We start from the raw sequence: 23,234 nt of genomic DNA, 5'->3' as shown, positions 1-23,234 counted from the left end.
CCGGTCGGGGGATCAACCAGGTTCACCCGGTCGAGGACTTAAGGGGCCATAGCTCAGCTGGGAGAGCGCTTGCATGGCATGCAAGAGGTCGGCGGTTCGATCCCGCCTGGCTCCACCAGCCTTCGCTCGCTTCGCGAGCTACGGCTGGGCAAGCCCGGGAAGTCCCTCGTAGTGAAGTGAGCGAAGGCTGTCCCGCCATAGCCCAAAGGGCGACGGCGGACCGCATCGGCGTGCGCTGACGCTCCCGTAAGGTTTTTCAAGCTGCTATCCTTGCTTTGCGGGGAGGAAGCACAATGAAATACGTCTATATTCTCGAAAGTTTGGATTCCGAGCATTTCTACGTCGGCATCACGGACGATCTGCGGGCGCGTCTGGCGAAGCATAACGCTGGCGAAGTTCCTCACACCTCGAAGTATGGGCCTTGGCGAATTCGAACCTACTTCGCGTTCGACGACGCCGCACGTGCTATCGCATTCGAACGGTATTTGAAGTCTGGCTCAGGCCGCGCGTTCGCAAAGAAACACTTCTGATCACCAGCGTCCCCCCTACTCCCCGATCACCGCATTCAGCCGATCCCGCAACGCGACGATCTCGTCCTTCATCGCGACCAGCTCCGACACCGAGCAATTGGACGCCGCCAGGATCGACTGCGGCACGCTGCGCGCCTTGTCCTTCAGCGCATGGCCCTGTGGCGTCAGGGCGATCAGCACCTGACGCTCGTCGTCGCGCGAGCGGGTGCGCTTGAGGAGATGGGCGGCCTCGAGCCGCTTCAGCAGCGGGGTCAGCGTGCCCGAATCCAGAAACAGCTTTTCGCCGATGTCCTTGACCGGTACGTCGTCGCGCTCCCACAGCACCAGCATCACCAGATATTGCGGATAGGTCAGGCCGAGCCGGTCGAGCAGCGGCTTGTAGACGCGGTTGAAGGCATGCGCGGCCGAATAGACCGCGAAGCAGATCTGGTTGTCGAGCCGCAGCGGAGCGTCCGCTGCCGATGGTTTCCGGGCCATGGGGAATCTCGCGAGGTTTGCGCCATTCTGGGGCCGCGCGGCCTGACATTCAATTGCGAACAATTAAATGTGATGCACTGCAATCTATATTGCGCACAATCTAATTGTCTGCAACATAGATCGCACCCCAACCGAGATCCAGGGAGACCACAATGTCCGTGAACGTCCTCTACAAGACCAGCGCGAAAGCAACCGGCGGCCGCGACGGCCATGCCGCAACTCTCGACGGCGCGCTCGACGTCAAGCTGACCACGCCGAAGGAGCTCGGCGGCGGTGGCGGCGCCGGCAACAACCCCGAACAGTTGTTCGCGGCCGGCTATGCCGCCTGCTTCATCGGTGCCATGAAGTTCGTAGCCTCCCAGGGCGGCCCGAAGGTTCCGGCCGACGCCTCCGTCACCTCGACCGTCGGCATCGGCCCGCGCTCCGAAGGCGGCTTCGGCCTCGACATCGATCTCGCAGTCTCGCTGCCGGGCCTTGCCCGCACTGAAGCCGAGGCGCTGGTGGAGAAGGCGCATCAGGTGTGCCCCTACTCCAATGCCACGCGCGGCAATGTCGACGTTCGCCTGACGGTCGTCTGATCGAAGTGCGGATTGGCTGGCCCTGGATCCCCCAAGGGCCGGCCGCCTCCGCTGATTTGCCATTCGGCGGGATTGCGCGCAGCGGCGCATACGCCCCTTACCCGGAGGGCCATTGCTGGCGTGCACGAACCTCGCTAGGCCTGTGATCAAACGTCGACACAGGAGAAGCGAAGGCATGAGTTCTGAAGCCGCCACGGGAGCCATGAGCGGACTGCGCGTCATCGATCTGACGCGCGTGCTCGGCGGTCCCTACTGCACCCAGATCCTCGCCGACCATGGCGCCGACGTGATCAAGGTCGAGCCGCCCGCGGGCGACGAGGTGCGCGAATGGGGTCCTCCCTTCCATGAGGAGGACGCGGCCTATTTCGTCGGCATCAACCGCAACAAGCGTTCCATCGGCCTCGACCTCGCTTCCGAGGGCGGCCGCGTGGTGCTGCTCAAGATGCTGGAGACGGCCGACGTCCTGATCGAGAATTTCAAGCCCGGCACGCTGGAGAAATGGGGCATCGGCAACGAAGCGCTGCGCGAGAAATTCCCGCGTCTCGTGCATTGCCGGATCTGCGGCTTCGGCGCCGACGGCCCGCGCGGCGGCAATCCCGGCTATGACGCCATCATCCAGGCCATGACCGGCATGATCGCGGCGACCGGCTCGCCCGAGAGCGGCCCGATGCGGATCGGCGTGCCGCTGGTCGACATCGGCACCGGCCTTTATGCGGCGATCGGCATCCTGATGGCGCTGTCGGAGCGGCAGCGCTCCGGCAAGGGTCAGTTCCTCGAGACGACGCTGTACGAGACCGGCCTTGCCATCATGCATCCGCACACCGCGAACTATTTCATGCATGGCAAGCCGCCGTCGCTCACCGGCAACGAGCACCCGAACCTTGTGCCTTACGCGATCTTCCCGACCAAGACCGACGACATCTTCATCGGCGTCGGCAATGACGGCACGTTCCGCAAGCTCGCCAAGGAGATCGGCAAGCCCGAGCTCGGCACCGATCCGCGCTTTGCCCGCAACAAGGACCGCATCGCCAATCGCGAGGCGCTGCGCTCCGAGCTCGCCGCAGTGTTCAGTCAGCACGAGGCCGAACCGCTGTGCAATCGCCTGCTTGCGGCAGGCCTGCCCGCAGGTCCGGTGCAGAAGATCGACCAGGCGTTGACCAACCCGCACACGATCGCGCGCGGCGATATCATCGAGAAGGACTGGTACAAGGGCGTGGCCTCGCCGATCCGGCTCGATCGCAGCAAGCCGAGCCTGCGGCGCCTGCCGCCGAAATTCAGCCAGCACGCGGCGGAGGTGCTCGGCGAGTTCGGATATTCCAAGGCCGAGATCGACGCCATGGTCAAGAACGGCACGGTCTGCGGCCCCGAGCGCAAGCGCTAGGGCTTCATGAAATAGGCTTCAGTGTTGCCGCGTCGGTAGTGCGCTCCCTCCCTCCCTCGCTTGCGGGGGAGGGCTGGGGAGAGGGTGTCTCCGAAGGGACAATCCTCCAGAGGATAAAGTCGCTCACCCGCGCTGCGCGCCGACCTCTCCCGCAAGCGGTAGAGGTTTGGAGCCCGCGGCCTGACCGTCAGCCTCGCACAACGATGCCGCACTGCGGCGCGGGCACTCACGTGCAGCGCGAACGGACGAGGCTGTCCCCGGCACGTTCGCCTAATTGATGGCTTCCCTCTTCCAGCGCTTGCCGCTTTCGTTTCGGCCGCTTACACAGTCATGTGAACGTCATATGGCGCTGCTAGCGCAAGCGATCATTTTTGACGGCCCAAGGGAGGTTTACTCGATGGCTCTTCGACATTTTGGCGCAGCTGCTGCTGTTGCCCTCGCGGTTGGTCTCGGCTCCTCGCCGGCCTTCGCCGTGACCGAAATCCAGTGGTGGCATGCGATGACCGGCGCCAACAACGACGTCATCGTCAAGCTCGCCAACGACTTCAACGGCGCGCAGAGCGACTACAAGGTGGTCCCGACCTACAAGGGCAACTACGCCGACACGATGAACGCCGGCATCGCCGCGTTCCGCGCCGGCAATGCGCCGCACATCATGCAGGTGTTCGAGGTCGGCACCGCCACCATGATGGCCGCGACCGGCGCCGTGAAGCCGGTCTACAAGCTGATGGCCGAGACCGGCGAGAAGTTCGATCCCAAGGCCTATCTGCCCGCGATCACCGGCTACTATTCGACCTCGAAGGGCGAGATGCTGTCCTTCCCCTTCAACTCGTCGTCGACCGTGATGTGGGTCAATCTCGACGAGCTGAAGAAGGCCAACGTCGCGATTCCGAAGACCTGGCCTGAGGTGTTCGACGCGGCCAAGAAGCTGAAGGCGGCCGGCCACGCCACCTGCGGCTTTTCCAACTCCTGGGTCACCTGGGTCAATCTCGAGCAGCTCTCCGCCTGGCACAACGTGCCGCTGGCGACGAAGGCCAATGGCCTCGACGGCTTCGACACCGTGCTGTCCTTCAACGGACCGCTGCAGGTCAAGCATCTCGAAAATCTGGTCGAGCTCCAGAAGGACAAGACCTACGACTATGCCGGCCGCACCAACACCGGCGAAGGCCGCTTCACGTCGGGCGAATGCCCGCTCTACCTGACCTCGTCTGCCTTCTTCGGCAACGTCAAGGCGCAGGCCAAGTTCGCCTTCACCGCGGTGCCGATGCCCTATTATCCCGACGTGAAGGGCGCGCCGCAGAACTCGATCATCGGCGGCGCTTCGCTCTGGATCATGGGCGGCAAGTCGGCCGACGAATACAAGGGCATCGCGAAATTCCTGACTTTCCTCTCCGATACGGATCGCCAGGTCTTCATCCACAAATCCTCGGGTTATCTGCCGATCACCAAGGCGGCCTATGAGAAGGCCAAGGCGGAAGGCTTCTACAAGGACCAGCCCTATCTCGAGACGCCGCTGCTCGAGCTGACCAACAAGGAGCCGACGGAGAACTCCCGCGGCCTGCGCCTCGGCAACATGGTGCAGCTCCGTGACGTCTGGGCAGAAGAAATCGAGCAGGCGCTGGCCGGCAAGAAGACCGCCAAGCAGGCGCTGGACGCGGCCGTCGAGCGCGGCAACACCATGCTGCGTCAGTTCGAAAAGACCGCAGTGAAGTAAGGCGACAAGCGGCAGGCCGGTCAACCGGCCTGCCGCTGCTGCGGACATCATGCAAAAGCAAGCCATCTTCCAGTCGAAGCTGTTGCCCTACGCGCTGGTTGCCCCGCAGCTCGCGATCGTGCTGATTTTCTTCTACTGGCCGGCCTTGCAGGCGGTGATCCAGTCCTTCCTGCTCCAGGACGCCTTCGGGCTCTCGACCAGCTTTGTCTGGTTCGAGAACTATGTCGATCTGTTCAAGGAGCCCGCCTATTTCGAGGCGATCCTCCGAACCTTCTTCTTCTCCTTCGCCATCGCAGTGTCGTCGCTGTCGTTCGCGCTGCTGCTCGCCGTGATGGCGGACAAGCCGCTGCGCGGCTCGATGCTCTACCGAACGCTGCTGATCTGGCCCTATGCGGTGGCGCCGCCCGTGGTTGGCGTGCTCTGGATCTTCATGCTGCATCCCTCGCTGGGCGTGCTCTCGCGCTATCTGCGGGCCCTGGGCATCGACTGGAATCCGCTGCTCGACGGCGACCAGGCCGCGGCGCTGATCATCCTCGCCGCCGCCTGGAAGCAGATCTCCTACAATTTTCTGTTCTTCCTCGCCGGCCTGCAGAGCATCCCCAGAAGCGTGCTCGAGGCCGCCGCGATCGACGGCGCGCGCCCGATGCGGCGGTTCTGGACCGTGACCTTCCCGCTGCTGTCGCCCACCATCTTCTTCCTCCTGGTCGTCAACATCGTCTACGCCTTCTTCGACACGTTCGGCATCATCGACACCATGACCCGCGGCGGTCCCGGCAAGTCGACCGAGACGCTGGTCTACAAGGTCTATACCGACGGCCTGCTCGGCGGAAATCTCGGAAGCTCGGCGGCACAGTCGGTGATCCTGATGATCATGGTCATCGTGCTGACGGGCATCCAGTTCCGCTTCGTCGAACGCAAGGTGACCTACTGATGGTGGAGGAAGAGGGCTTCCGGCGCTACGTCGCCCACATCATCCTGTGGATCGGGATCGCGATCGTCGCCTTCCCGGTCTATCTCGCGTTCGTCGCCTCCACCCAGGACAACGCGGTGATCGCCAACGGCCAGATGTCGCTGCTGCCGGGCGGCCATTTCTTCGAGACCTACTATCAGACGATCTTCGTCGGCACGAGCGGCTCGACCCGCGAGCCGGTCGGCAACATGATGCTGAACTCGCTGGTGATGGCGCTCCTGATCGCGGTCGGCAAGATCGCGATCTCGATCATCTCGGCCTATGCGATCGTCTATTTCCGCTTTCCGTTCCGGATGCCGATCTTCTGGCTCATCTTCATCACCCTGATGCTGCCGGTCGAAGTGCGCATCTATCCGACCTACAAGATCGTCGCCGATCTGCACATGCTCGACAGCTATGCTGGCCTGTCGCTGCCGCTGATCGCCTCGGCGACCGCGACGCTGCTGTTCCGCCAGTTCTTCATGACGGTGCCGGACGAGCTTCTGGAAGCCTCGCGCATCGACGGCGCAGGTCCCTTCCGATTCTTCTGGGATACGCTGCTGCCGCTGTCGCGCACCAACATGGCCGCGCTGTTCGTGATCCTGTTCATCCTCGGCTGGAATCAATATCTCTGGCCGCTGCTGATCACGACGCGCGACGACATGCAGACCATCCAGATCGGCATCCGCAAGATGATCACCACCACCGACGCGCTGACCGAATGGCCGATCGTGATGGCGACCGCCGTGCTGGCCATGCTGCCGCCGGTGTTCGTCGTCGTCGTCATGCAGAAGCTGTTCGTGCGCGGGCTGGTCGAGACGGAAAAGTGACGATGGCGAACAGTGAGTGGCGAGTAGCGAATGGGGTCGCTACGTCCGCCTTGCGTACTACCCAGTCCCCATTCGCCACTCCCTATTCGCTATTCGCCGGAAAATCCCATGGCTAACGTCACCCTGCGCAACGTCCGCAAGACCTATCCCGGCGGCTTCGAGGCCATCAAGGGCGTCGACGTCGATGTCGGCGACGGCCAGTTTTGCGTGCTGGTCGGGCCCAGCGGTTGCGGAAAGTCAACCTTGCTGCGCATGGTCGCGGGGCTGGAGACCGTCACCGGCGGCGAGATCGACATCGGCGGCCGCATCGTCAACCAAATCGAACCCGCCGACCGCGATATCGCGATGGTGTTTCAGAACTACGCGCTCTATCCGCATATGAGCGTCTACAACAACATGGCCTACGGCCTGCGCAACCGCGGCATGGCGGAGGCCGAGATCAGGACCCGCGTCGACGAAGCCGCGCGCATCCTCGAGCTCACGTCGATGCTGGAGCGCAAGCCGCGCCAGCTCTCCGGCGGCCAGCGCCAGCGCGTCGCCATGGGCCGCGCCATCGTGCGCCAGCCCAAGGTGTTCCTGTTCGACGAACCGCTGTCCAATCTCGACGCCAAGCTGCGCATCGCGATGCGGGTCGAGATCCGCAAATTGCAGCGCCGGCTGAACACGACGTCCATCTACGTCACCCACGACCAGCTCGAGGCGATGACGCTCGCCGACATTCTCGTTGTGATGAATGGCGGCCAGGTCGAGCAGGTCGGCAATCCCCTCGCGATCTACGAGAAGCCGGCGACGACCTTCGTCGCCTCCTTCATCGGCGCGCCGCCGATGAACCTGATGTCGACACGGCCGGAGGAAATCCGGTCGCAGCTCGCCGGCAGCACGGCCGCCGACGCCGACATCCTCGGCATCCGCCCGGAAGATTTCGTCATCACCGATCAGACCCCGGACGGCGGCGTCGCCTTGCCGCTCACCGTGGAAGCGATCGAGCGCGTCGGCGCCGAAACCTTCGTCTACGGCACCCGCGAGCAGGAAGACCAGCGCGTCGCCGCCACGCCCGGCGAGCTGCCGCCCGGCGAGATCATCGTCCGCATTCCCGGAACCGAAGCGCCACCTATCGGCGCGAGAATCCGCGTCGCCGCGGTGCGGGCGAAGTTGCATTTGTTCAGCGGCGACGGGCGGACGCGGTTGGAGGCCTGACCGGTTCCGCGGGCCGAGAGACGAAACTGCGAAAACAACCCCATGCACAGTAGAAGGGCGCTTGTTTTCATTGGGGAAATTCAGCGGCATTTTCGTCATGCGCGGGCCTGTCCCAGTCATCCAAGTTCTGCTGCGAGGAAGGTCGTGAATGGCCTGCGCAAGCCCGTCCATGACGATCGCTGAAGCATCAGCGCGATGTCCGGGCTCGGCGACGGACGGCCCTGGCCCATCCACAGCCCCTCCGCTACGTCCTTGAACCCACAAGGGAACATGCCCATATTGCTGATCAAGGGGTGCCGCTTCCGGGCCCCGACACACCAAAGTCGCTTCTGCGAGGACTTTGTAAACTATGTCTCGTGTTCCAACGCTCTCCAGTCCCTTCCTGCTGGGCTTCGACGAGATCGAGCGCGTGCTCGACCGCGTCGTCAAAGGCGCCGACGGCTACCCTCCCTACAATATCGAGAGGTGCGGCGGCGCGGACGGCCAGCCCGAGCGGTTGCGTATCACGCTGGCGGTTGCCGGATTTACGCGCGACCAACTCGATGTAACCATTGAGGAAAACCAGCTCGTGATCCGCGGGCGGCAGCAGGACGACAAGACCCGGCAGTACATCCATCGCGGCATCGCCGCGCGCCACTTCCAGCGCACCTTCGTGCTGGCGGAGGGGATGCTGGTGCTGGGTGCGGATCTGAAGAACGGGCTGTTGTCGATCGATCTGGCCCGGCCTGAGCCGGAGAGGATCGTTAAGACAATCGCTATCAATGAGCACGAATAATGGAACGAGTAGCGGACTCGACCGCTTAGTGTTCCAGAGGAGTCGAGACCATGAGTGAAGGTCACGTTGCGTTCGAATACGAAGCCAAGAACGTCTCTCCGGAGACGCTGGCAACTCTGGGCGAAGGCCATATCGCCTATGTGAAGCAGATCCGCTCGGAGGACGTGCCGGGCCTGTTTCCCGAGGCGCCGAAAATCGCGCCGGGCCTCAAGCTGTTCGCGCTCCACGCCGCCGACGGCACGCCGATCATGCTGACCGACAGCCGCGAAGCCGCGATCGCCAACGCCTGGAGCAACGAGCTGCAAGCCGTCAGCGTGCACTGAACGCACGCGCGTCGCACGAATAGAGTTTCAAGCGGGCATGCCTTCGCGCGAAGGCATGCCCGTTTTGCGATCGGCGCCACCTTGGTCAGGAGCGCAGCGACGCTGACGAGACGACGGCTTGCCTTTGCGGAGTTTCAAGTCGCGTAACGTTCCCGCTTCAGCGCACCGCCGGCATCAGCGCCCGCAGAATGTCCGGCTTCCAGGTTTGACGCGCGCTGTCGAAGGCAGCGAAATCGTGGTCGAACTGCCAGTAGGCCCATGCCCAGCCAAGCCGGTCCGCACTGCGCGCCACGAACGACAGATATCTCGTCCGGGCTTCGGCCGGAGCGCGCTCGTACACCCCGAACTCGCCGAGATAGATCGGGCGCTTCTGGCTTTCGGACCAGGCACGAATCTTCTCGAAATCGGCGAGAGCCTTCCGTTCGTCGTCGGGCGTGCCCCAGTCGAGCGGTCCAATGCGCGAGAACGTCTGGGACCACGGCGCGCCCTGATGCGTGAAGCGTATCGGCGCGTAATAGTGAAAGGTGACGATGAGATTTCTGTCATCCGCCGGCAGGACCAATTCCTCGACCGGCATGTCATCGACGTTGAGAACGGCAGCAATGACCGTTCGCCTGGGGTTGGTGGCGCGGATGATGCCGAGACACTCATTCAACAGGGCGTTCCAGCTTGCGGAGGTCATCTGCCCGCCCGGCTCGTTGAGGACCTCGAAGACGAGCTTCGGATATTTTCCGGCATAGCGCTCGGCGATCTGCGTCCAGAACGCTTTCAGCTTCCCGGCGCATTCGGACACGTCGCGCTGGCAAAGCTCGGTATCGTGCTCGTCGAGGACGGGAATGAGCTTCCGGGCGAGCACTTCCTCGATCACGGCATCGAGCCGCCTCAACACGGTTTCATCGAGCAGATTCCCCTCGCCCATGAACTTGAAGGCAAAGAAATTGATCCGAACGTGCGAGAACCCGGCCTTTCTGATCGCAGTGAGGTTGTCCAGGCGAAATGGGGCGTTCCGGCCTCCCTCCCAGATGCCGTCGTAGCCAAGGATGTTGATGCCGCGCCCCAATGCCATGGGAGCGGGCGCGTTGCCCTGCCCGGCCGCGTCGGCCCGGGAGCAGATTGCGAGGGCGGATATTGCCGAGGCGAGCCCGAAGATCACCCACCGGCGGGCGGCGCAGATGGTGCGCATCCTGTTTTCTCCATCATTGCCGCAGCTGCTGTTGAGGCACCGGCCTGCACACCGCGAAGAAGAATGCGACGAGAAGCACCGATGTGAACATCGTCGAGCGAAGGAACATCGTCTCCGTGAAGTTGGTCTGAAAGCTCAGGACGACGAAGCCGATGATGAGAGCGCAGTGACCGCGATCAATCGACCGGGTCGCGATCAGATACAGCACCTTGTCCGAGAACAGAAAGACGCTCGCGACGAACAGCACGTATCCCAGAAATCCCGTTTCGATCATCACCGCGATGTAGCCGCTATGATAATTGTCGAGCACCCAGCCATGGTTCTGGTTGAAATAGTCGTAGATCGCAGGACGCGTCCAGAATCCGTTGATGCCGAAGCCCAGGAGCGGCGCATCGTTGAAATGGCTGATGGCGTACTGCCAGATGAAGGTCCGCTCGGTCAGATTGATGGTCGATTCGCCGAGATGGATGGAATCGTACCCCGTCACATAGAAGTACAGGATCAGCAGGGCGGCCAGAATGCACATGATGAATGGCAGCACCGCATAGACTTTCATGCAGCGGATCGACCACATCGAGGTCAACAGCAGCGCGCCCGCGGCAACGGCCACGGCACCGGCGCCACGCGATTCCGAAGCGATGACGCAGGTCGATGCCAGAAGGAACATCGAGAGGAAGGCAATCCATCCCTGCCCCCTCATCTTCCGATAGCAGGCAAAGAACATCAGATATGCGCCGATGAAACCGAGCGTCTGCTTCGATTCATAGATTCCTTGCCACTGGCCATTGTGCATCCAGCTCTGGTCTACGCCGATCTCGGGCACGAAGACGGCACAGAATGCCGAGGCGGCGACCAGGATGAAGAGCCCCAGCGCCGTCGATCCGACGATCTCGTCGATGTCGATGCGCGTGATGAGGCAGTACGCACCGAAGGTCGTCACCACGAGTGCGGCGCTCTTCATGATCGCCGCGGCAGCGAGGCCGGTCCAGAGAACGGAGATGGCGGCGAGAGCGTAGAATGCGACCAGCGCGATCAGATCGGGATTGGGCTGCACCCGCACGCGCGGACGTACGAAGGCACTGGCGTAGATCAGGATGCTCCACATCAGCAGTGCAACGGCCTGTTGCACATAGCTCCACTCTGCACGCAGCAGCGCGGGGTTGAAGACACCCATCGACGCGACCACGTTGACGGTGATCGAGCTGCGGATCACGTTTCTGGCAAGCTTTTCCACGCCGACGCCGGGCGCTTTCCAGATCGCGCCGTCGTCTGCCGTGGAATCCGCCGCGGGGTGTAGGCTGGCCATGAGCCGACCTTCCCGAGGCACGGTTAATAATCGCTTACCGCGCGGCGCGACCGCCTTCGCGGTCGGCCTTTTCCCGGGGGCTCGGTTTCAACCGGCGCTGCGAACCATGTCCCGGAGCACGCCCTAAGCCGCAGTCGCAGGCGGCAGCGCCAGCACCGAATAGATCGCCTGGGCATCGCGCGAGGCGCGGAGCTTCTTGGCGATGTCCTGGTCGCGCAGGAGGCGCGCGATGCGGGCGAGCGCCTTGAGGTGATCGGCGCCGGCGCCTTCAGGGGCGAGCAGCAGGAAGACGAGATCGACAGGCTGGCCGTCCATCGCCTCGAAATCGATCGGACGATCGAGTCGCGCGAAGAGGCCGAAGATCTTTTCGAGCTTGGGCAGCTTGCCGTGGGGAATGGCGACGCCATAACCGACCGCGGTGGTGCCGAGCTTCTCCCGCTGCAACAGCACCTCGAAGACCGAGCGCTCGTTCTGCCCGGTCAGCTCGGCGGCCCTGGCCGCGAGCTCCTGCAGCGCCTGCTTCTTGCTGTTGACTTTCAATGCCGGGAGAATCGCCTCGGGTGCGACCAGATCGGTAATCGGCATGGAAGCTTTCCGAGGTGAATTAAACCGTCAGGTTCCGATTTGGCCGTCTTGGAAGCCAAGCCTGGCCGGTCTCAATAACACGAAGCAGGAGGGGGACTTAGCCCAAAGACCCTGCCAAGTCCTGATGTGGGGCGCTTCTACTCCAACGCAATCCCGGTGCCAACTCCCGCGTGCGGCTTTGCCGCGGTCATTGTTAAGGGCCGGGCTCGTAAGGCTTCCCGCCTGGGCCTAACCGTCCGCCTTGCCGTCGAGCTTGGCTCCCGGCGGGTCAATCCAGCCCACATTGCCGTCCGCCCGGCGGTAAATGATGTTCACCCGACCCGACGAACCATGCTGGAATACCAGGCAAGGTGCTCCGGTGAGGTCGAGTTCCATGACCGCCTCGCTGACCGAAAGCTGCTTCAGCGACGTGGTCTGCTCCGCGATGATCACGGGGCTGTACCCGGTCACGTCCTCCTCGCCCTCGCTGGGGGCCTCGAGCACATAGCTCGTCGCATCCAGCGCAGCCATCGCTTCGGAGGCGACATGGGCCTTGCGCGCGGAGCGATCCTTGAGCCTGTTCTTGTAGCGACGCAGCCGCTTCTCGATCATCACGAGCGCCTGGTCGGCACTGGCATAGGCATCCGGCGCGTTCGAATCGGCCTCCAGCGTGATGCCCGAATCCAGATGCAATGCGCAATCGGTCCGGAAGCCGAACCCGTCCTTGCTCAGCGTGATGTGACCGGAGTAGTTGCCGTCGAAATATTTGCGCAGCATCTCGTCGGTGCGGTCGGCGACGCGGCCGCGCAAGGCCTCGCCGACGCTGATGCTCTTTCCCGAGATTCGAAGAGTCATGTGATGCCTCGCCTGGTTTGACTGCCCAGCTTGGACCGGCCGCGAAGGGGGAAATGAGAGTAGCGCGATTTCGCGCCAGCGCAATCAGGCCGGCTCGGTGTTGCGGGAGCGATCGGACATGGCGGTGGCAAGGACGTTACCAAGAGCGCTCTGCTTGTCGCGGCGGCGTTGCACCGAGGAGGGAATGCGCATGGCTTCGCGGTATTTCGCGACCGTGCGGCGGGCAATATCAATGCCCGAGGCGCGCAAGCGTTCCACGATGGTGTCGTCCGACAGGATCGCCGTGGGCTCTTCCCCGTCGATCAGTTGCTTGATGTGGTGACGCACGGCTTCCGCCGAATGCGCCTCGCCGCCGTCGGCCGAAGCGATCGAGGCCGTGAAGAAATATTTCAGCTCGAACGTGCCCCGGTTGGTCGCCATGTACTTGTTGGCGGTGACCCGCGACACCGTGGATTCGTGCATCTGGATGGCGTCGGCGACGGCCTTCAGATTGAGCGGGCGCAGGTGCGCGACGCCATGGGTGAAGAAGCCGTCCTGCTGGCGCACGATCTCGGTCGCAACTTTCAGGATGGTACGGGCGCGCTGGTCGAGCGCGCGCACGAGCCAGGTCGCGTTCTGGAGCGCGTCGGTGAAATAGGACTTGTCGCCGTCCTTGCCGATCTTCTTCGACAGCTCGGAATAATAGGTCTGGTTGACCAGCACGCGCGGCAAGGTGTCGCTGTTGAGCTCGACATGCCAACCGCCGTCGGGGCCCGGACGGACATAGACATCGGGCACCATGGTCTGCAAACGCGCCGAGCCGAACTTCATGCCGGGCTTGGGATTGAGGCGGCGAATTTCGCCGATCATGTCGGCGATGTCCTCATCGTCGACGCCACAGACCTTGCGCAAGGAGGCGACGTCGCGCCTGGCCAGCAGATCGAGATGCTCGACCAGGGCCTGCATCGCCGGGTCGTAGCGATCGAGCTCGCGGAGCTGGATCGCCAGGCATTCGCTGAGAGAGCGTGCGCAGACGCCGGGCGGATCGAACTTCTGCAGGACGGCGAGGACGTTCTCGACCTCCTGCTGCGATGTGCCAAGACGCTCGGCGGCCTGGCCGAGATCGGGCGGCAGATAGCCGGCCTCGTCGACGAGGTCGATCAGGTACTGGCCGATCATGCGCTGCGCCGGCGCGGCGAAGGCCACCGAGAGCTGCTCGGCGAGATGGCCCGACAACGTTGTCTCGGCCGCGACAAAGGCTTCGAGATTGTAGTCTTCGTCACCAGAGGCGCCGCCGCCCCATTCGGTATAGGTGGTCGGCGCGGCGTCCTGGGCGTTGCGCGCCGCCGCTTCGGCCGGCTCCTCGGAGAAGACATTGTCCAGGCCGGTGTCCAAGGTCTGCTCGATCTCGGCGCGGGTGCCGAGATCCTTGCTCATCCACTCGTCCTGGCCCGGCTCGAAACCGTCGGCGCTTCCGCTGAAGCCGTCCTCGCCCTGACCGTCGCCTTGGCCGCCCTCGGAATCGCCGTAACTCCCGGCCTCGGCCGGAGCTTCTCCTGCGGGGGCCTCGTCACTGGCCCGCTCCAAGAGAGGATTACGCTCGAGTTCCTCCTCCACGAACGTCGTGAGATCGAGATTGGACAATTGCAGCAGCTTGATCGCCTGCATCAGCTGCGGCGTCATGACCAGCGACTGCGATTGCCGAAACTCTAGTCTCTGCGTGAGGGCCATGAAGCAAGAACCGTTCCCAAAAAAATTGGTCCGATTTTTGCTTATCCTAGTCCGAGCCCGATGTACACGACTTGACGAAACGCAAAAACGGGCTAGAGGCGGAATTCCTCGCCAAGGTAAAGGCGGCGAACGTCCGGATCGGCAACGATCTCATCCGGAGTTCCCTCGGTCAAGATTTCCCCGGCATAGACGATATAGGCACGATCGGTCAGGCCGAGCGTCTCGCGGACATTGTGGTCGGTGATGAGCACGCCGATGCCGCGGTTGGTGAGGTGGCGGACGAGATCCTGGATGTCGCCGACCGCGATCGGGTCGATGCCGGCGAAGGGCTCGTCGAGCAGCATGTAGTTCGGCCGCGTCGCCAGCGCGCGCGCGATCTCGACGCGGCGGCGCTCGCCGCCCGACAGCGCGATCGACGGCGATTTTCTGAGGCGCGTGATGTTGAACTCGTCGAGCAGCGAATCCAGCTGCTGCTCGCGCTTCTTGCGCGAAGGCTCGACCACTTCGAGCACGGCGCGGATGTTCTGCTCGACGGTGAGGCCGCGGAAGATCGAGGCTTCCTGCGGCAGATAGCCGATGCCGAGACGCGCGCGCTGATACATCGGGAGCTTGGTGACGTCGTGGCCGTCGAGCTCGATCGCGCCGCGATCGGCCTTGATCAGGCCGGTGATCATGTAGAACACGGTGGTCTTGCCGGCGCCGTTCGGGCCGAGCAGGCCGACCGCTTCGCCGCGGCGCACATAGATGCTGACGCCGCGCACCACCTGGCGGCTGCCGAAAGCCTTTTCCACGCTATGCACAGCCAGGAAGCCCGGGCGCTTCAGGAGCTGCGGCCCGCCGGTGCCGTTGGACCTGCCGGCCGCCCTGTGGAACTGGTCGGGCGCGCGCAGCGGCTGGTCGCGGGCGATCGGCGGGGCGTCCCTGACGGGGCTGGGCACGAGGCCACCGACGCTGTCGCCAAGCGAGGTGATGTCCTGACGCGCAAATCCTGGCCGGCCGCGTTTGGCGGGGCGCCGACGGAACATGCTGAAGAGATCGACCATCCCCGCCTTCTAGCCTTGCGCGTTTTCCTGCGCGTTTTCCTGCGCGCTCTCTTGCGAAGTTCGCGCGTTCGGCCGCGCCGGACTTGCGATTCGCCGGTGCAGCATGAGTGAAGGGATGTCTCATGCCCAGTGAAACACGCCCGAAAAGCGGCGAACCCCGCTTCGAAAGCCCTGCGCGCTAGATACAGTCTCGCCGGGCAAGCTTCAACCTCGGATCGGGAATATCCGATACAAGTGATTGAATTTACTTTTGTTTACTTGCGCCAGGCAATTGCATGGGCGGCGCCGCGCCGGGTTTTGCCCCTTGTCCGCCCTGGCCGCAATCGTTGCTGCCGCCCTGCGGCAGCAACGCCTGCACGCGGCCGTTGTCGGATTCCACGCGCGATACGCCGGTCGTCATGTCGACCATGAGGCGGTCGCCGCGCAGCACGTTCCTGCACTGCGTCAGGACCACCTGGCCGCCAGAGCCGCCGAGCATGGTGATGAGGTTGGTCCTGGTATCGAACACGGCAGTCTCGCCTGTTACCACCTGGTCCTTCTGGGTCACCACGACATTGCCGCGCGCCTCGAGCCGCTTGATCGAGGAGCTACCGCCCGGCCCCGGCGTCGCCGACTGCATTGGCGCCGATTTCGTGCCCTTCGCCGCAGGCTGCGGCGCGGCCGGCTTGTCGCCCGAGTCATAAAACACAACCAGCGACTTCGAGGTCATGGTGGTGTCGCCCTGCACGACCTTCACGTTGCCGGCGAAGGTCGCCTCCTTCTTCTTGTCGCGCATCTCGAGCGAGGCGGCTTCGATCTGGATCGGCTGGTCGCGATTCTGCGAAAAACCCTGCATCGCGTTGGGCACGCCTTGCATCGTGCTCTGTGCGACGGCCGCACCCGTGACGAGCAGCGCGAGGCCGACGGCAAGCGCGGCCTTGCTGGCAGCAGCGTCACGCGTAAAGCAGTTCATCATGGAAATCACTTTGAATTGGCAGATTTGTTCTGGGGCGTACGCGACTTGGCCGGCGGCGCGGGCTCGGTGGGCGCCGGCTGTGCGGCAGCGGGCTCATCCAGCTTGTCGAGGTGCATCACTACGTTGCCCTCGAAGCGGATGAGTTCGCCGCCTTCCGTGATCCGCAAGCGATCGGCGGTCAGCGTGCCGTTGGTCAGCTTGACGTCGACGCGTTCATCGGAGGTGACCATGCCCTTGTTCATGTCGACGAAGGCGGAGTTCAGCCGCGCCTCGTAGCCGGTCGAGGTGCGCAGGAAGACGTCCTTGTGCAGCTCGAGCTGCTGCTGCTTGTTGTCGAACCGGCCGTTGCGCGCATCGAGGAACAGGGTCGACTGATCCTCCATCAGCACCTTGGCCCGCAGGTCCGAGAGATCGACATGGTCGGGGTCGGTGATGTCCTGCGTTGCGGTCTTGGCCCAGAGCTCGTAGGGCCGCTGGTCCGGCGTGAAACCGGCGAGGTGCGGAGATTCCATCGTGATCTTGGTGCCCGAGACCACCAGGTTTCCGGAATCGAGCGGCAGCTTCGGCATCAGCATGCGGAAGGGATTGAAGACCGACACGCCGACGATGGCAGCCATGGACAACAGCACCGCGCCCGGCACCGCGACGCGCAGAATCCGCACCAGGCGGCTGTGGCGCGCCGCGCTGGCGAACTTCGCCGCGAGCGCGGCGTCGTAGGCGGGATTCTGGGCCGAATTCACCTGGGCTCCTGAAGTCCTGGGCTCCTGACGTATCGCTCGTCGGGTCGACGGGCACCCCCATTGTATCCGGCACCGCCCAAATATGCAGCCGGCGACAGGCCGTTACGAAAGTGTCCGAAACGGGGCGGCAATCTCAGGCTAACCGCCGCACCGGGCCTCAGGAATGCGCGAAAATGTCCTCTTCCGCCCAGCCCTGGAGGTCGAGCAAGCAACGGGTCGGCAGGAAGTCGAAACAGGCCTGTGCCAGCGCGGCGCGGCCTTCCCGGACCAGCATGGCATCGAGCCGCTCGCGCAAGCCGTGCAGATGCAGCACGTCGGAGGCGGCGTAGGCGAGCTGCGGCTCGGTCAGGCTGTCGGAACCCCAGTCGCTGGATTGCTGCTGCTTGGAGAGGTCGATGTTCAGCACCTCGCGCACGAGGTCCTTGAGGCCGTGGCGGTCGGTGTAGGTGCGGGTCAGGCGGGAGGCGATCTTGGTGCAGTAGATCGGCCCGGTCATGACACCGAAGGTCTGGTACAGCACCGCGACGTCGAACCGCGCGTAGTGGAAGATTTTCGTGACCGCGGGATTGGCCAGGAGCGCCTTCAGGTTCGGCGCGTCGGTATGCCCCTTGGGAATCTGCACCACGTCGGCGCTGCCGTCGCCGGGCGAGAGCTGGACCACGCAGAGCCGGTCGCGGTGCGGGTTCAGCCCCATGGTCTCGGTGTCGATCGCCACGGCTCCGGTGTAGCGGGCCAGGTCGGGCAGGTCGCCGCGGTGCAGGCGTACGGTCATGGCGTGTCAAAACCTCGGGTCGAATCGGTGCGTCGATATCATAGGCCAATCGGATGGGTCGCGATGTAGCCACTGGCGGCAGGTCACGCAAGCGGCGGCGTGACCTTGCGGGCGGTCAGATCGCGACGCGTGATGCAGCTGATCGGCGCGAGGGCGGCGGCGAGCGCGATGAAGGTGCCCGCGCCTCCGAGCCACTGCTCCTCCCGAGAAGCAGATTTTCGGCGCCCCATGGACATCGTGCCGGCCCGCCCTATGTTGCGTGCTTCCCCCTCCCGCCCTGAATCAGGTGTCATGACCGAACAGACGTCAGCCGCGCCCGCCGACGACCGACAGGAACGGCAACGCGGCTTCTCGCGCTATCAGGCGTTCCTCATCGCGCTGCTCGCGTTCACGCAGTTCACGATCATTCTCGACTTCATCATCATGTCGCCGCTCGGCGCCATCCTGATGCCTTCGCTCGGCATCACGGCCGGGCAGTTCGGCGTCGCGGTGTCGGCCTACGCATTCAGCGCGGGCATTTCGGGGATCCTCGCTGCCGGCTTCGCCGATCGGTTCGATCGCAAGCGCCTGCTGCTGTTCTTCTATGTCGGCTTCACGCTGGGCACTGCGCTGTGTGCGGCCGCGCAGAACTACCATTTGCTGCTGCTCGGCCGGATCGTGACCGGATTGTTCGGCGGCGTGATCGGCGCGGTGGTGCTCGCCATCGTCACCGACCTGTTTCCGCTGCACCTGCGCGGCCGCGTCATGGGCTTCCTCCAGACGGCGTTCGCCGCGAGCCAGGTGCTCGGCATTCCCGCCGGGCTATTTCTCGCCAATCACTGGAATTGGCATGTCTGCTTCGCGGCGATCGTCGTGGTGTCGATCGCAGCGATCGCCATCATCGCCCTCGTGATGGAGCCGGTCGATGCGCATCTGAAAGTGAAGCAGGACAAGAACGCGTTCCGCCATCTGATCGCGACGCTCGGAGAGCCGCGCTACACGCTCGCCTTCGCCGTCACGACGCTGCTGGCGACCGGCGGCTACATGCTGATGCCGTTCTCCAGCGCCTTCACCGTGCACAATCTCGGCATCGACATTGCGCATCTGCCGACGATCTATCTCGTCTCCGGCCTGTTCAGCATCGTCACGGGGCCGCTGGTCGGCCGCGCGAGCGACACGTTCGGCAAATATCCAACCTTCGTGTTCGGCTGCGCGATGACGGTGGTCATGGTGCTGATCTACACCCATCTCGGCCACGTCTCGCTCGCGACCGCGATCATCGTCAACGTCCTGATGTTCGTCGGCATCTTCTCGCGGATGATCCCGTCGCAGGCACTGATGTCGGCGATCCCCGACGCGGGCCAGCGCGGCTCGTTCAGCGCGGTCAGCGCCTCGCTCCAGCAGCTCTCCGGCGGGCTCGGCTCGGTGCTCGCCGGCGCGATCATCGCGCAAGCGCCCGACGGCACGTTGATCCATTTCGACCGGATCGGCTACGTCGTCGTCACGACGACGATCGTCACGCTGGTGATGATGTATTTCGTGCAGAAGGCGGTCGCGGAGCGGACGGGGAAACAGGTGGTGTGACGGCACCTTGCCGCAGCACCAGCGCGTAGATCAGCCGCCGCCGAACCTGGATGGATCGTTATAGGCGGGAGGGTCATCGTGATCGGTCCGCAGACCGCCGGGAACGGAGTCGTCGCGATAGATGCGCACACCATTCGGAGTGACGTAAACTGGAGCCGCGGCCTGCCCTGGCCGAACGATGACAGGTCGCAACTTGTGATGCCCTCGTGCGGCGGCGTTCGCAGAAGCACACAGACCGATCAAGAGGCACACGCTCAAAGCGCACCATCCCAAGACACAGCGCATTACACTTTCTCCGATGGATCAGCCGCGCGCCCGGCCGATGCACGGGGCTGCATCATCCAGCTAACAATAGCAGTGGCACAATTGCAAAACGGCACCGCCGTCGGCGCATGGCCAGATGCAGCACAACACTTTGAAAGAGCTAATCTATCCGGACCTGTCTGTGATCCAGAATTGTATGGTGCCCAGGAAAGGACTGGGTCGCCACCACCGAAATGGCCCTTTTTTCTCGGAGATTTGTGCCTACCGGCTGGGTCCTGTGTACCGGTGTTGTGTACCGGAAATAAGCAGTTCAGCCCGGACTGCCGACAGTCACCTCCACCTGGTAGCCGGCGGCGTTGCGCACCATCTGCCGTGCAATTCCTCATCGCGGCGCCGACGCTGATCCGCGACGGCTTTCCAGTGCGCCAGCTCCATCGGAACCATGGCAACGCTCGACATAAGCCGCTTGACGCCCAAGAAACGGCTCGACCTCATCGGTGAGCTTTGGGAGTCTTTCCGCTGCGGACGTGCGGTTAACCCAGACGCACGAGGCCAAACATACCGTCGGCTTGCGACTTTTGACGCGGACCGTCTCGAGGCAATCGCTTGGGAGGATATTGAGGCCAAGCTTGACCACCGGTCGCGATAAGTGGCCAAGATTCTTTTTACGCAGGCAGCTCGGGCCGACCTCGTCGATGCAGTCCGCCGGTACGACACCCACGCTCCGCATGTTGTGCCGCAAATTCGTGACCCCAAGTGCCTATGAGGTCTCAGTGCTCGTTGACCGCAGCGCTGAGCATGATCAGGCTCAGCGAGCGGTTCGCTGTCTCGCGCAGGCGGCAGTAGCTCGCGCTGCCCGGGTACATGCCGGGCTCGACTTTGTCGAAGACCGCGCAGAAACGATCACGCGACGCGGCGAAAGTTTTCTGGGATTCCTCGACCGCCTTGATCACGTCGGTGAACCCGCCGGCCCTAACCTTCTTTAGCGCCTCACTGGTTTTCTGCGTCCAAATGGCGAGTTCGCGCGCCGCGCAGGCTTTCCATTTGGCGACGTCGTCATTCGCGCCATTTGCCGCTTTGATGCAGGGGTCGGCGACGAGCCCGACGCACGCGCCGCCGAAACCGCTGGTTCTTTCCGCAGCCTTCAGGCAGGCATCGATCACTGCAAGGTCGGCTGGCGCGGTGCCTTGGGCGAAAGCCATCGATGCGAGCGGGAGGCTTGCGGCGAGCACCGCGGCGGCAAGTTTGAGCTTCATTGGAGAATCTCCATTCGGCGCATCGAAAGTTTGAAACGCAATACTACTGCGAGCAAATGACGCTCAGCGAGACGGTAGACCGGCGGGTGTGCGCAACTTTTGTCATCGGGGGCCCAGCGTTGGTTCAACTGAATGTAGAATAGGAGCTACGCTTACGAATAATGACGGCGGGACCGGTTAAGGCACACTGGCTATCTCCACGCTGCGCGGTCGCGGTTTCGCGGGTCTCCATTTGGATCGAATAGCATCCTGACGAACAGGTATGCTCCTCCCATCGTCTTTCGCCTTCGGACAGCGACCGGCGTTCCCGCACCCGGTGGCATGAGCCGCAATGTTTTGATCCCGGTGCTCCTACGCTGCGACCTCCGTTGCTCGAATGCCTGGTGAACTGCGAGAGCCACATTCACGGTCATCGCCGCGGCGTCGGGAGGAACTTGATGACCTATGACGTTAGGATTTTAAAGACCATTGCCGACGGCAAGCGGGTCATCGAGAGAGCCATTAGTGCAGGTGACAAGGATCTCGATATGCGGGTGCTGAGCAGGCTAGCCGAAATTGGCGGTGGCGGTCATTCCGATCCCTTGGTGACGGCGTTCTTCTCCACACTCGCGGTGTACGAGCAAACTCTTCCCAAGGGTCGCGCCAACTACGTGCCTCGGAAGCTCACCAAGCTCGGCGGGGGCGCCAAAGCGGTGGAGCAGATCTTGGCCGACTGGTGCCTCGACCAAGGAATGAGCACGGGGTTCCTTCACGGGTCGCCGAGGCAGATATCGTGATTGCGGCGGCCAACTGAAAGAGGCGGGATCAGGCGATCCTGGACCGAGGACTCACCAAATCTCAGATTTCGCCTCGAGAGGGATCGAAAGGCAAAGATGGTGCCCAGGAAAGGACTCGAACCTTCACGGCCGTTAAGCCACTGGCACCTGAAGCCAGCGCGTCTACCAATTCCACCACCTGGGCATGCCGTTTGGGGCACGGAGGCGGTTACTACGGTTCGGTGACGCCGTTGTCAATTCATGCGTGAAGCCCGGTCCGGGATGCCGATTGCGCATCGCAAACCGGGTCGATAAAAGCCTGACAAGACGCACTCTTTCCGCAGGAACGGACCCCTCATGGCATCGAATCTGGACACGCTCGTCACGGTTTTCGGCGGATCGGGGTTTTTGGGCCGGAACGTGGTCCGGGCCCTGTGCAAGCGCGATTACCGGGTCCGGGTTGCCGTGCGGCGGCCGGAACTCGCCGGATATCTCCAGCCCTCCGGCAAGGTCGGGCAGGTCCACACCGTGCAGGCGAACCTGCGCTATCCGGCCTCGGTCGAGGCGGCGCTGCGTGATTCGCATGTGGCGATCAACCTCGTGGGCGTCCTCACCGAGGGCGGCGCTCAGACCTTCGATGCCGTCCAGGCCAGGGGCGCCGAGACCGTCGCCAAGGCGGCGGCCGCGGCCGATGCGAGCCTGGTGCATGTCTCGGCGATCGGCGCCGATGCGCAGTCGCCCTCGCGCTACGCCAGGGCCAAAGCGGCCGGCGAAGCCGCGGTCCTGGCCGCAGTGCCCTCCGCCACGATCTTCCGCCCCTCCGTGATGTTCGGCCCCGAGGACCAGTTCACCAACCGCTTTGCCGCGCTCGCCCGGATGTCGCCGGTGCTGCCGCTGATCGGCGGCGACACCAAGATGCAGCCGGTCTATGTCGGCGACGTCGCCACCGCGATCGCCGAGGCCGTCGACGGCAAAACCAAAGCGGGCGCCACCTACGAGCTCGGCGGGCCTGAAGTGCTGAGCATGCGCGAGATCATCGAGACCATCTTGGAGATCACCGACCGCAAGCGGATGCTGATCCCGCTGTCGTTCGGCCTCGCCCGCTTCCAGGCCGCATTCCTGCAATTCGCGCCGGGCGCATTCAAGCTGACACCGGACCAGGTGACGCTGCTCGAGCGCGACAACGTCGTCTCGGAAGCGGCGAAGGCGGCCGGCCTGACGCTGGAAGGCCTCGGCATCACCCCCGATTCGCTGGAAGCGATCGCCCCGCAATATCTCTGGCGTTTCCGCTCCGCTGGTCAGTTCCAGCGCATGAGCGTGTGAGACCGGTTTACTTCTCCCGTTTGCGGGAAGCGTAGGCCGCCTCTGGCGGCAGTCGTCGCGAACGCCGACGCATGCTTTCGGCAATGGCTCGCGACGGTGAGGACTTTCGCCTCGTTGGAAGTCTCTCTGCGGAGACACCCCTCTTCCCAGCGCTTGTTCCACAAGCGGGCGAGGGAGCGCACCAACCGAGT

Annotated in this window: 25 protein-coding genes and 2 tRNA genes; 14 read left to right on the top strand and 13 right to left on the bottom strand. The window is 63.6% G+C overall.

Going from position 1 to position 23,234, the window contains the following annotated elements; all coding sequences use genetic code 11:
* The first annotated feature begins 42 nt into the window (after positions 1-42).
* Positions 43-118, top strand: a tRNA-Ala gene (locus tag ACYCVF_RS17600).
* Positions 119-293: 175 nt separating this feature from the next.
* On the top strand, positions 294-530 hold the full coding sequence (locus ACYCVF_RS17595) for a GIY-YIG nuclease family protein (RefSeq protein ID WP_459598348.1): 237 nt from the start codon (positions 294-296) through the stop codon (positions 528-530).
* A 15-nt stretch (positions 531-545) separates the two neighbouring features.
* Here the strand turns inward: ACYCVF_RS17595 and ACYCVF_RS17590 are convergent, their stop codons facing one another.
* Complete coding sequence (locus ACYCVF_RS17590) at positions 546-1,007, bottom strand: MarR family winged helix-turn-helix transcriptional regulator (protein ID WP_459598346.1); 462 nt, start codon at positions 1,005-1,007, stop codon at positions 546-548.
* A gap of 152 nt (positions 1,008-1,159) precedes the next feature.
* On the opposite strand from ACYCVF_RS17590, the gene ACYCVF_RS17585 reads away from it, so the two are divergent.
* The 8 genes from ACYCVF_RS17585 to ACYCVF_RS17550 all read left to right on the top strand — a co-directional run bounded on the left by ACYCVF_RS17585 (position 1,160) and on the right by ACYCVF_RS17550 (position 8,754).
* Positions 1,160-1,585, top strand: a complete 426-nt coding sequence (locus tag ACYCVF_RS17585; protein ID WP_014438743.1) for an organic hydroperoxide resistance protein — start codon at positions 1,160-1,162, stop codon at positions 1,583-1,585.
* Positions 1,586-1,760: 175 nt separating this feature from the next.
* Positions 1,761-2,966: a CaiB/BaiF CoA transferase family protein gene (locus ACYCVF_RS17580; protein ID WP_459598343.1), complete on the top strand. Its 1,206-nt coding sequence runs from the start codon at positions 1,761-1,763 to the stop codon at positions 2,964-2,966.
* Positions 2,967-3,363: 397 nt separating this feature from the next.
* The gene (gene ugpB, locus ACYCVF_RS17575; RefSeq protein WP_459598341.1) at positions 3,364-4,680 is read left to right on the top strand and encodes a sn-glycerol-3-phosphate ABC transporter substrate-binding protein UgpB; all 1,317 of its coding nucleotides are present in this window, start codon (positions 3,364-3,366) and stop codon (positions 4,678-4,680) included.
* A 49-nt stretch (positions 4,681-4,729) separates the two neighbouring features.
* Positions 4,730-5,611 carry a sn-glycerol-3-phosphate ABC transporter permease UgpA gene (ugpA, locus tag ACYCVF_RS17570; RefSeq protein ID WP_459598339.1) on the top strand — a complete coding sequence of 294 codons (882 nt, stop codon included), beginning with the start codon at positions 4,730-4,732 and terminating at the stop codon, positions 5,609-5,611.
* On the top strand, positions 5,611-6,459 hold the full coding sequence (gene ugpE / locus ACYCVF_RS17565) for a sn-glycerol-3-phosphate ABC transporter permease UgpE (RefSeq protein ID WP_440636084.1): 849 nt from the start codon (positions 5,611-5,613) through the stop codon (positions 6,457-6,459). Before ugpA ends, ugpE begins: the two co-directional genes overlap by 1 nt.
* 108 nt (positions 6,460-6,567) lie before the next feature.
* Positions 6,568-7,656: a sn-glycerol-3-phosphate import ATP-binding protein UgpC gene (locus ACYCVF_RS17560; protein WP_459598337.1), complete on the top strand. Its 1,089-nt coding sequence runs from the start codon at positions 6,568-6,570 to the stop codon at positions 7,654-7,656.
* Positions 7,657-8,005: 349 nt separating this feature from the next.
* Positions 8,006-8,431 carry an Hsp20 family protein gene (locus ACYCVF_RS17555; protein WP_028139463.1) on the top strand — a complete coding sequence of 142 codons (426 nt, stop codon included), beginning with the start codon at positions 8,006-8,008 and terminating at the stop codon, positions 8,429-8,431.
* A gap of 50 nt (positions 8,432-8,481) precedes the next feature.
* Positions 8,482-8,754 (top strand): BQ00720 family protein, encoded by a 273-nt coding sequence (locus ACYCVF_RS17550; RefSeq protein WP_007598581.1) that lies wholly within the window; start codon positions 8,482-8,484, stop codon positions 8,752-8,754.
* Positions 8,755-8,911: 157 nt separating this feature from the next.
* Here ACYCVF_RS17550 and ACYCVF_RS17545 read toward each other — a convergent pair whose 3' ends face one another.
* From ACYCVF_RS17545 to ACYCVF_RS17500, 10 genes are all read right to left on the bottom strand, one after another.
* Complete coding sequence (locus ACYCVF_RS17545; protein ID WP_459598334.1) at positions 8,912-9,937, bottom strand: glycoside hydrolase family 5 protein; 1,026 nt, start codon at positions 9,935-9,937, stop codon at positions 8,912-8,914.
* A 13-nt stretch (positions 9,938-9,950) separates the two neighbouring features.
* On the bottom strand, positions 9,951-11,243 hold the full coding sequence (locus ACYCVF_RS17540) for an O-antigen ligase family protein (RefSeq protein ID WP_459598332.1): 1,293 nt from the start codon (positions 11,241-11,243) through the stop codon (positions 9,951-9,953).
* Between the two features lie 123 nt (positions 11,244-11,366).
* Positions 11,367-11,828 carry a PTS IIA-like nitrogen regulatory protein PtsN gene (gene ptsN / locus ACYCVF_RS17535; RefSeq protein WP_014438750.1) on the bottom strand — a complete coding sequence of 154 codons (462 nt, stop codon included), beginning with the start codon at positions 11,826-11,828 and terminating at the stop codon, positions 11,367-11,369.
* A gap of 228 nt (positions 11,829-12,056) precedes the next feature.
* Positions 12,057-12,662, bottom strand: a complete 606-nt coding sequence (gene hpf / locus ACYCVF_RS17530; protein WP_459598329.1) for a ribosome hibernation-promoting factor, HPF/YfiA family — start codon at positions 12,660-12,662, stop codon at positions 12,057-12,059.
* 84 nt (positions 12,663-12,746) lie between these two features.
* On the bottom strand, positions 12,747-14,372 hold the full coding sequence (gene rpoN / locus ACYCVF_RS17525; protein WP_459598327.1) for an RNA polymerase factor sigma-54: 1,626 nt from the start codon (positions 14,370-14,372) through the stop codon (positions 12,747-12,749).
* Between the two features lie 92 nt (positions 14,373-14,464).
* Complete coding sequence (lptB, locus tag ACYCVF_RS17520) at positions 14,465-15,415, bottom strand: LPS export ABC transporter ATP-binding protein (protein ID WP_459598325.1); 951 nt, start codon at positions 15,413-15,415, stop codon at positions 14,465-14,467.
* Between the two features lie 244 nt (positions 15,416-15,659).
* A complete protein-coding gene (locus ACYCVF_RS17515) occupies positions 15,660-16,370 on the bottom strand; it encodes an LptA/OstA family protein (RefSeq protein WP_459598323.1) in 711 nt (236 codons plus the stop codon).
* A 5-nt stretch (positions 16,371-16,375) separates the two neighbouring features.
* Positions 16,376-17,110: an LPS export ABC transporter periplasmic protein LptC gene (gene lptC, locus ACYCVF_RS17510; protein WP_459598321.1), complete on the bottom strand. Its 735-nt coding sequence runs from the start codon at positions 17,108-17,110 to the stop codon at positions 16,376-16,378.
* 157 nt (positions 17,111-17,267) lie between these two features.
* Positions 17,268-17,882 carry a ribonuclease D gene (locus ACYCVF_RS17505; RefSeq protein ID WP_459598319.1) on the bottom strand — a complete coding sequence of 205 codons (615 nt, stop codon included), beginning with the start codon at positions 17,880-17,882 and terminating at the stop codon, positions 17,268-17,270.
* Between the two features lie 83 nt (positions 17,883-17,965).
* Entirely contained in the window at positions 17,966-18,118 is a 153-nt protein-coding gene (locus tag ACYCVF_RS17500) for a hypothetical protein (protein ID WP_459598317.1), read from the bottom strand.
* A 55-nt stretch (positions 18,119-18,173) separates the two neighbouring features.
* Between ACYCVF_RS17500 and ACYCVF_RS17495 the strand changes: the two genes are divergently transcribed.
* Complete coding sequence (locus tag ACYCVF_RS17495; protein ID WP_459598315.1) at positions 18,174-19,445, top strand: MFS transporter; 1,272 nt, start codon at positions 18,174-18,176, stop codon at positions 19,443-19,445.
* 706 nt (positions 19,446-20,151) lie between these two features.
* On the top strand, positions 20,152-20,358 hold the full coding sequence (locus ACYCVF_RS17490; protein WP_459598313.1) for an addiction module protein: 207 nt from the start codon (positions 20,152-20,154) through the stop codon (positions 20,356-20,358).
* Between the two features lie 121 nt (positions 20,359-20,479).
* Here the strand turns inward: ACYCVF_RS17490 and ACYCVF_RS17485 are convergent, their stop codons facing one another.
* Positions 20,480-20,965, bottom strand: coding sequence for a lysozyme inhibitor LprI family protein (locus ACYCVF_RS17485; protein ID WP_459598311.1), 486 nt, complete (start codon positions 20,963-20,965; stop codon positions 20,480-20,482).
* A gap of 437 nt (positions 20,966-21,402) precedes the next feature.
* Between ACYCVF_RS17485 and ACYCVF_RS17480 the strand changes: the two genes are divergently transcribed.
* Entirely contained in the window at positions 21,403-21,741 is a 339-nt protein-coding gene (locus ACYCVF_RS17480) for a hypothetical protein (RefSeq protein WP_459598309.1), read from the top strand.
* 97 nt (positions 21,742-21,838) lie between these two features.
* Here ACYCVF_RS17480 and ACYCVF_RS17475 read toward each other — a convergent pair.
* Positions 21,839-21,925 (bottom strand) — tRNA-Leu (locus tag ACYCVF_RS17475).
* A 152-nt stretch (positions 21,926-22,077) separates the two neighbouring features.
* Between ACYCVF_RS17475 and ACYCVF_RS17470 the strand changes: the two genes are divergently transcribed.
* Entirely contained in the window at positions 22,078-23,043 is a 966-nt protein-coding gene (locus ACYCVF_RS17470; protein WP_459598307.1) for a complex I NDUFA9 subunit family protein, read from the top strand.
* Positions 23,044-23,234 lie beyond the last annotated feature (191 nt).

Source organism: Bradyrhizobium cedriense (assembly GCF_054602315.1).
Note: the sequence above shows the minus strand (reverse complement) of the source record. Positions and strands in the feature narration are given on the sequence as shown.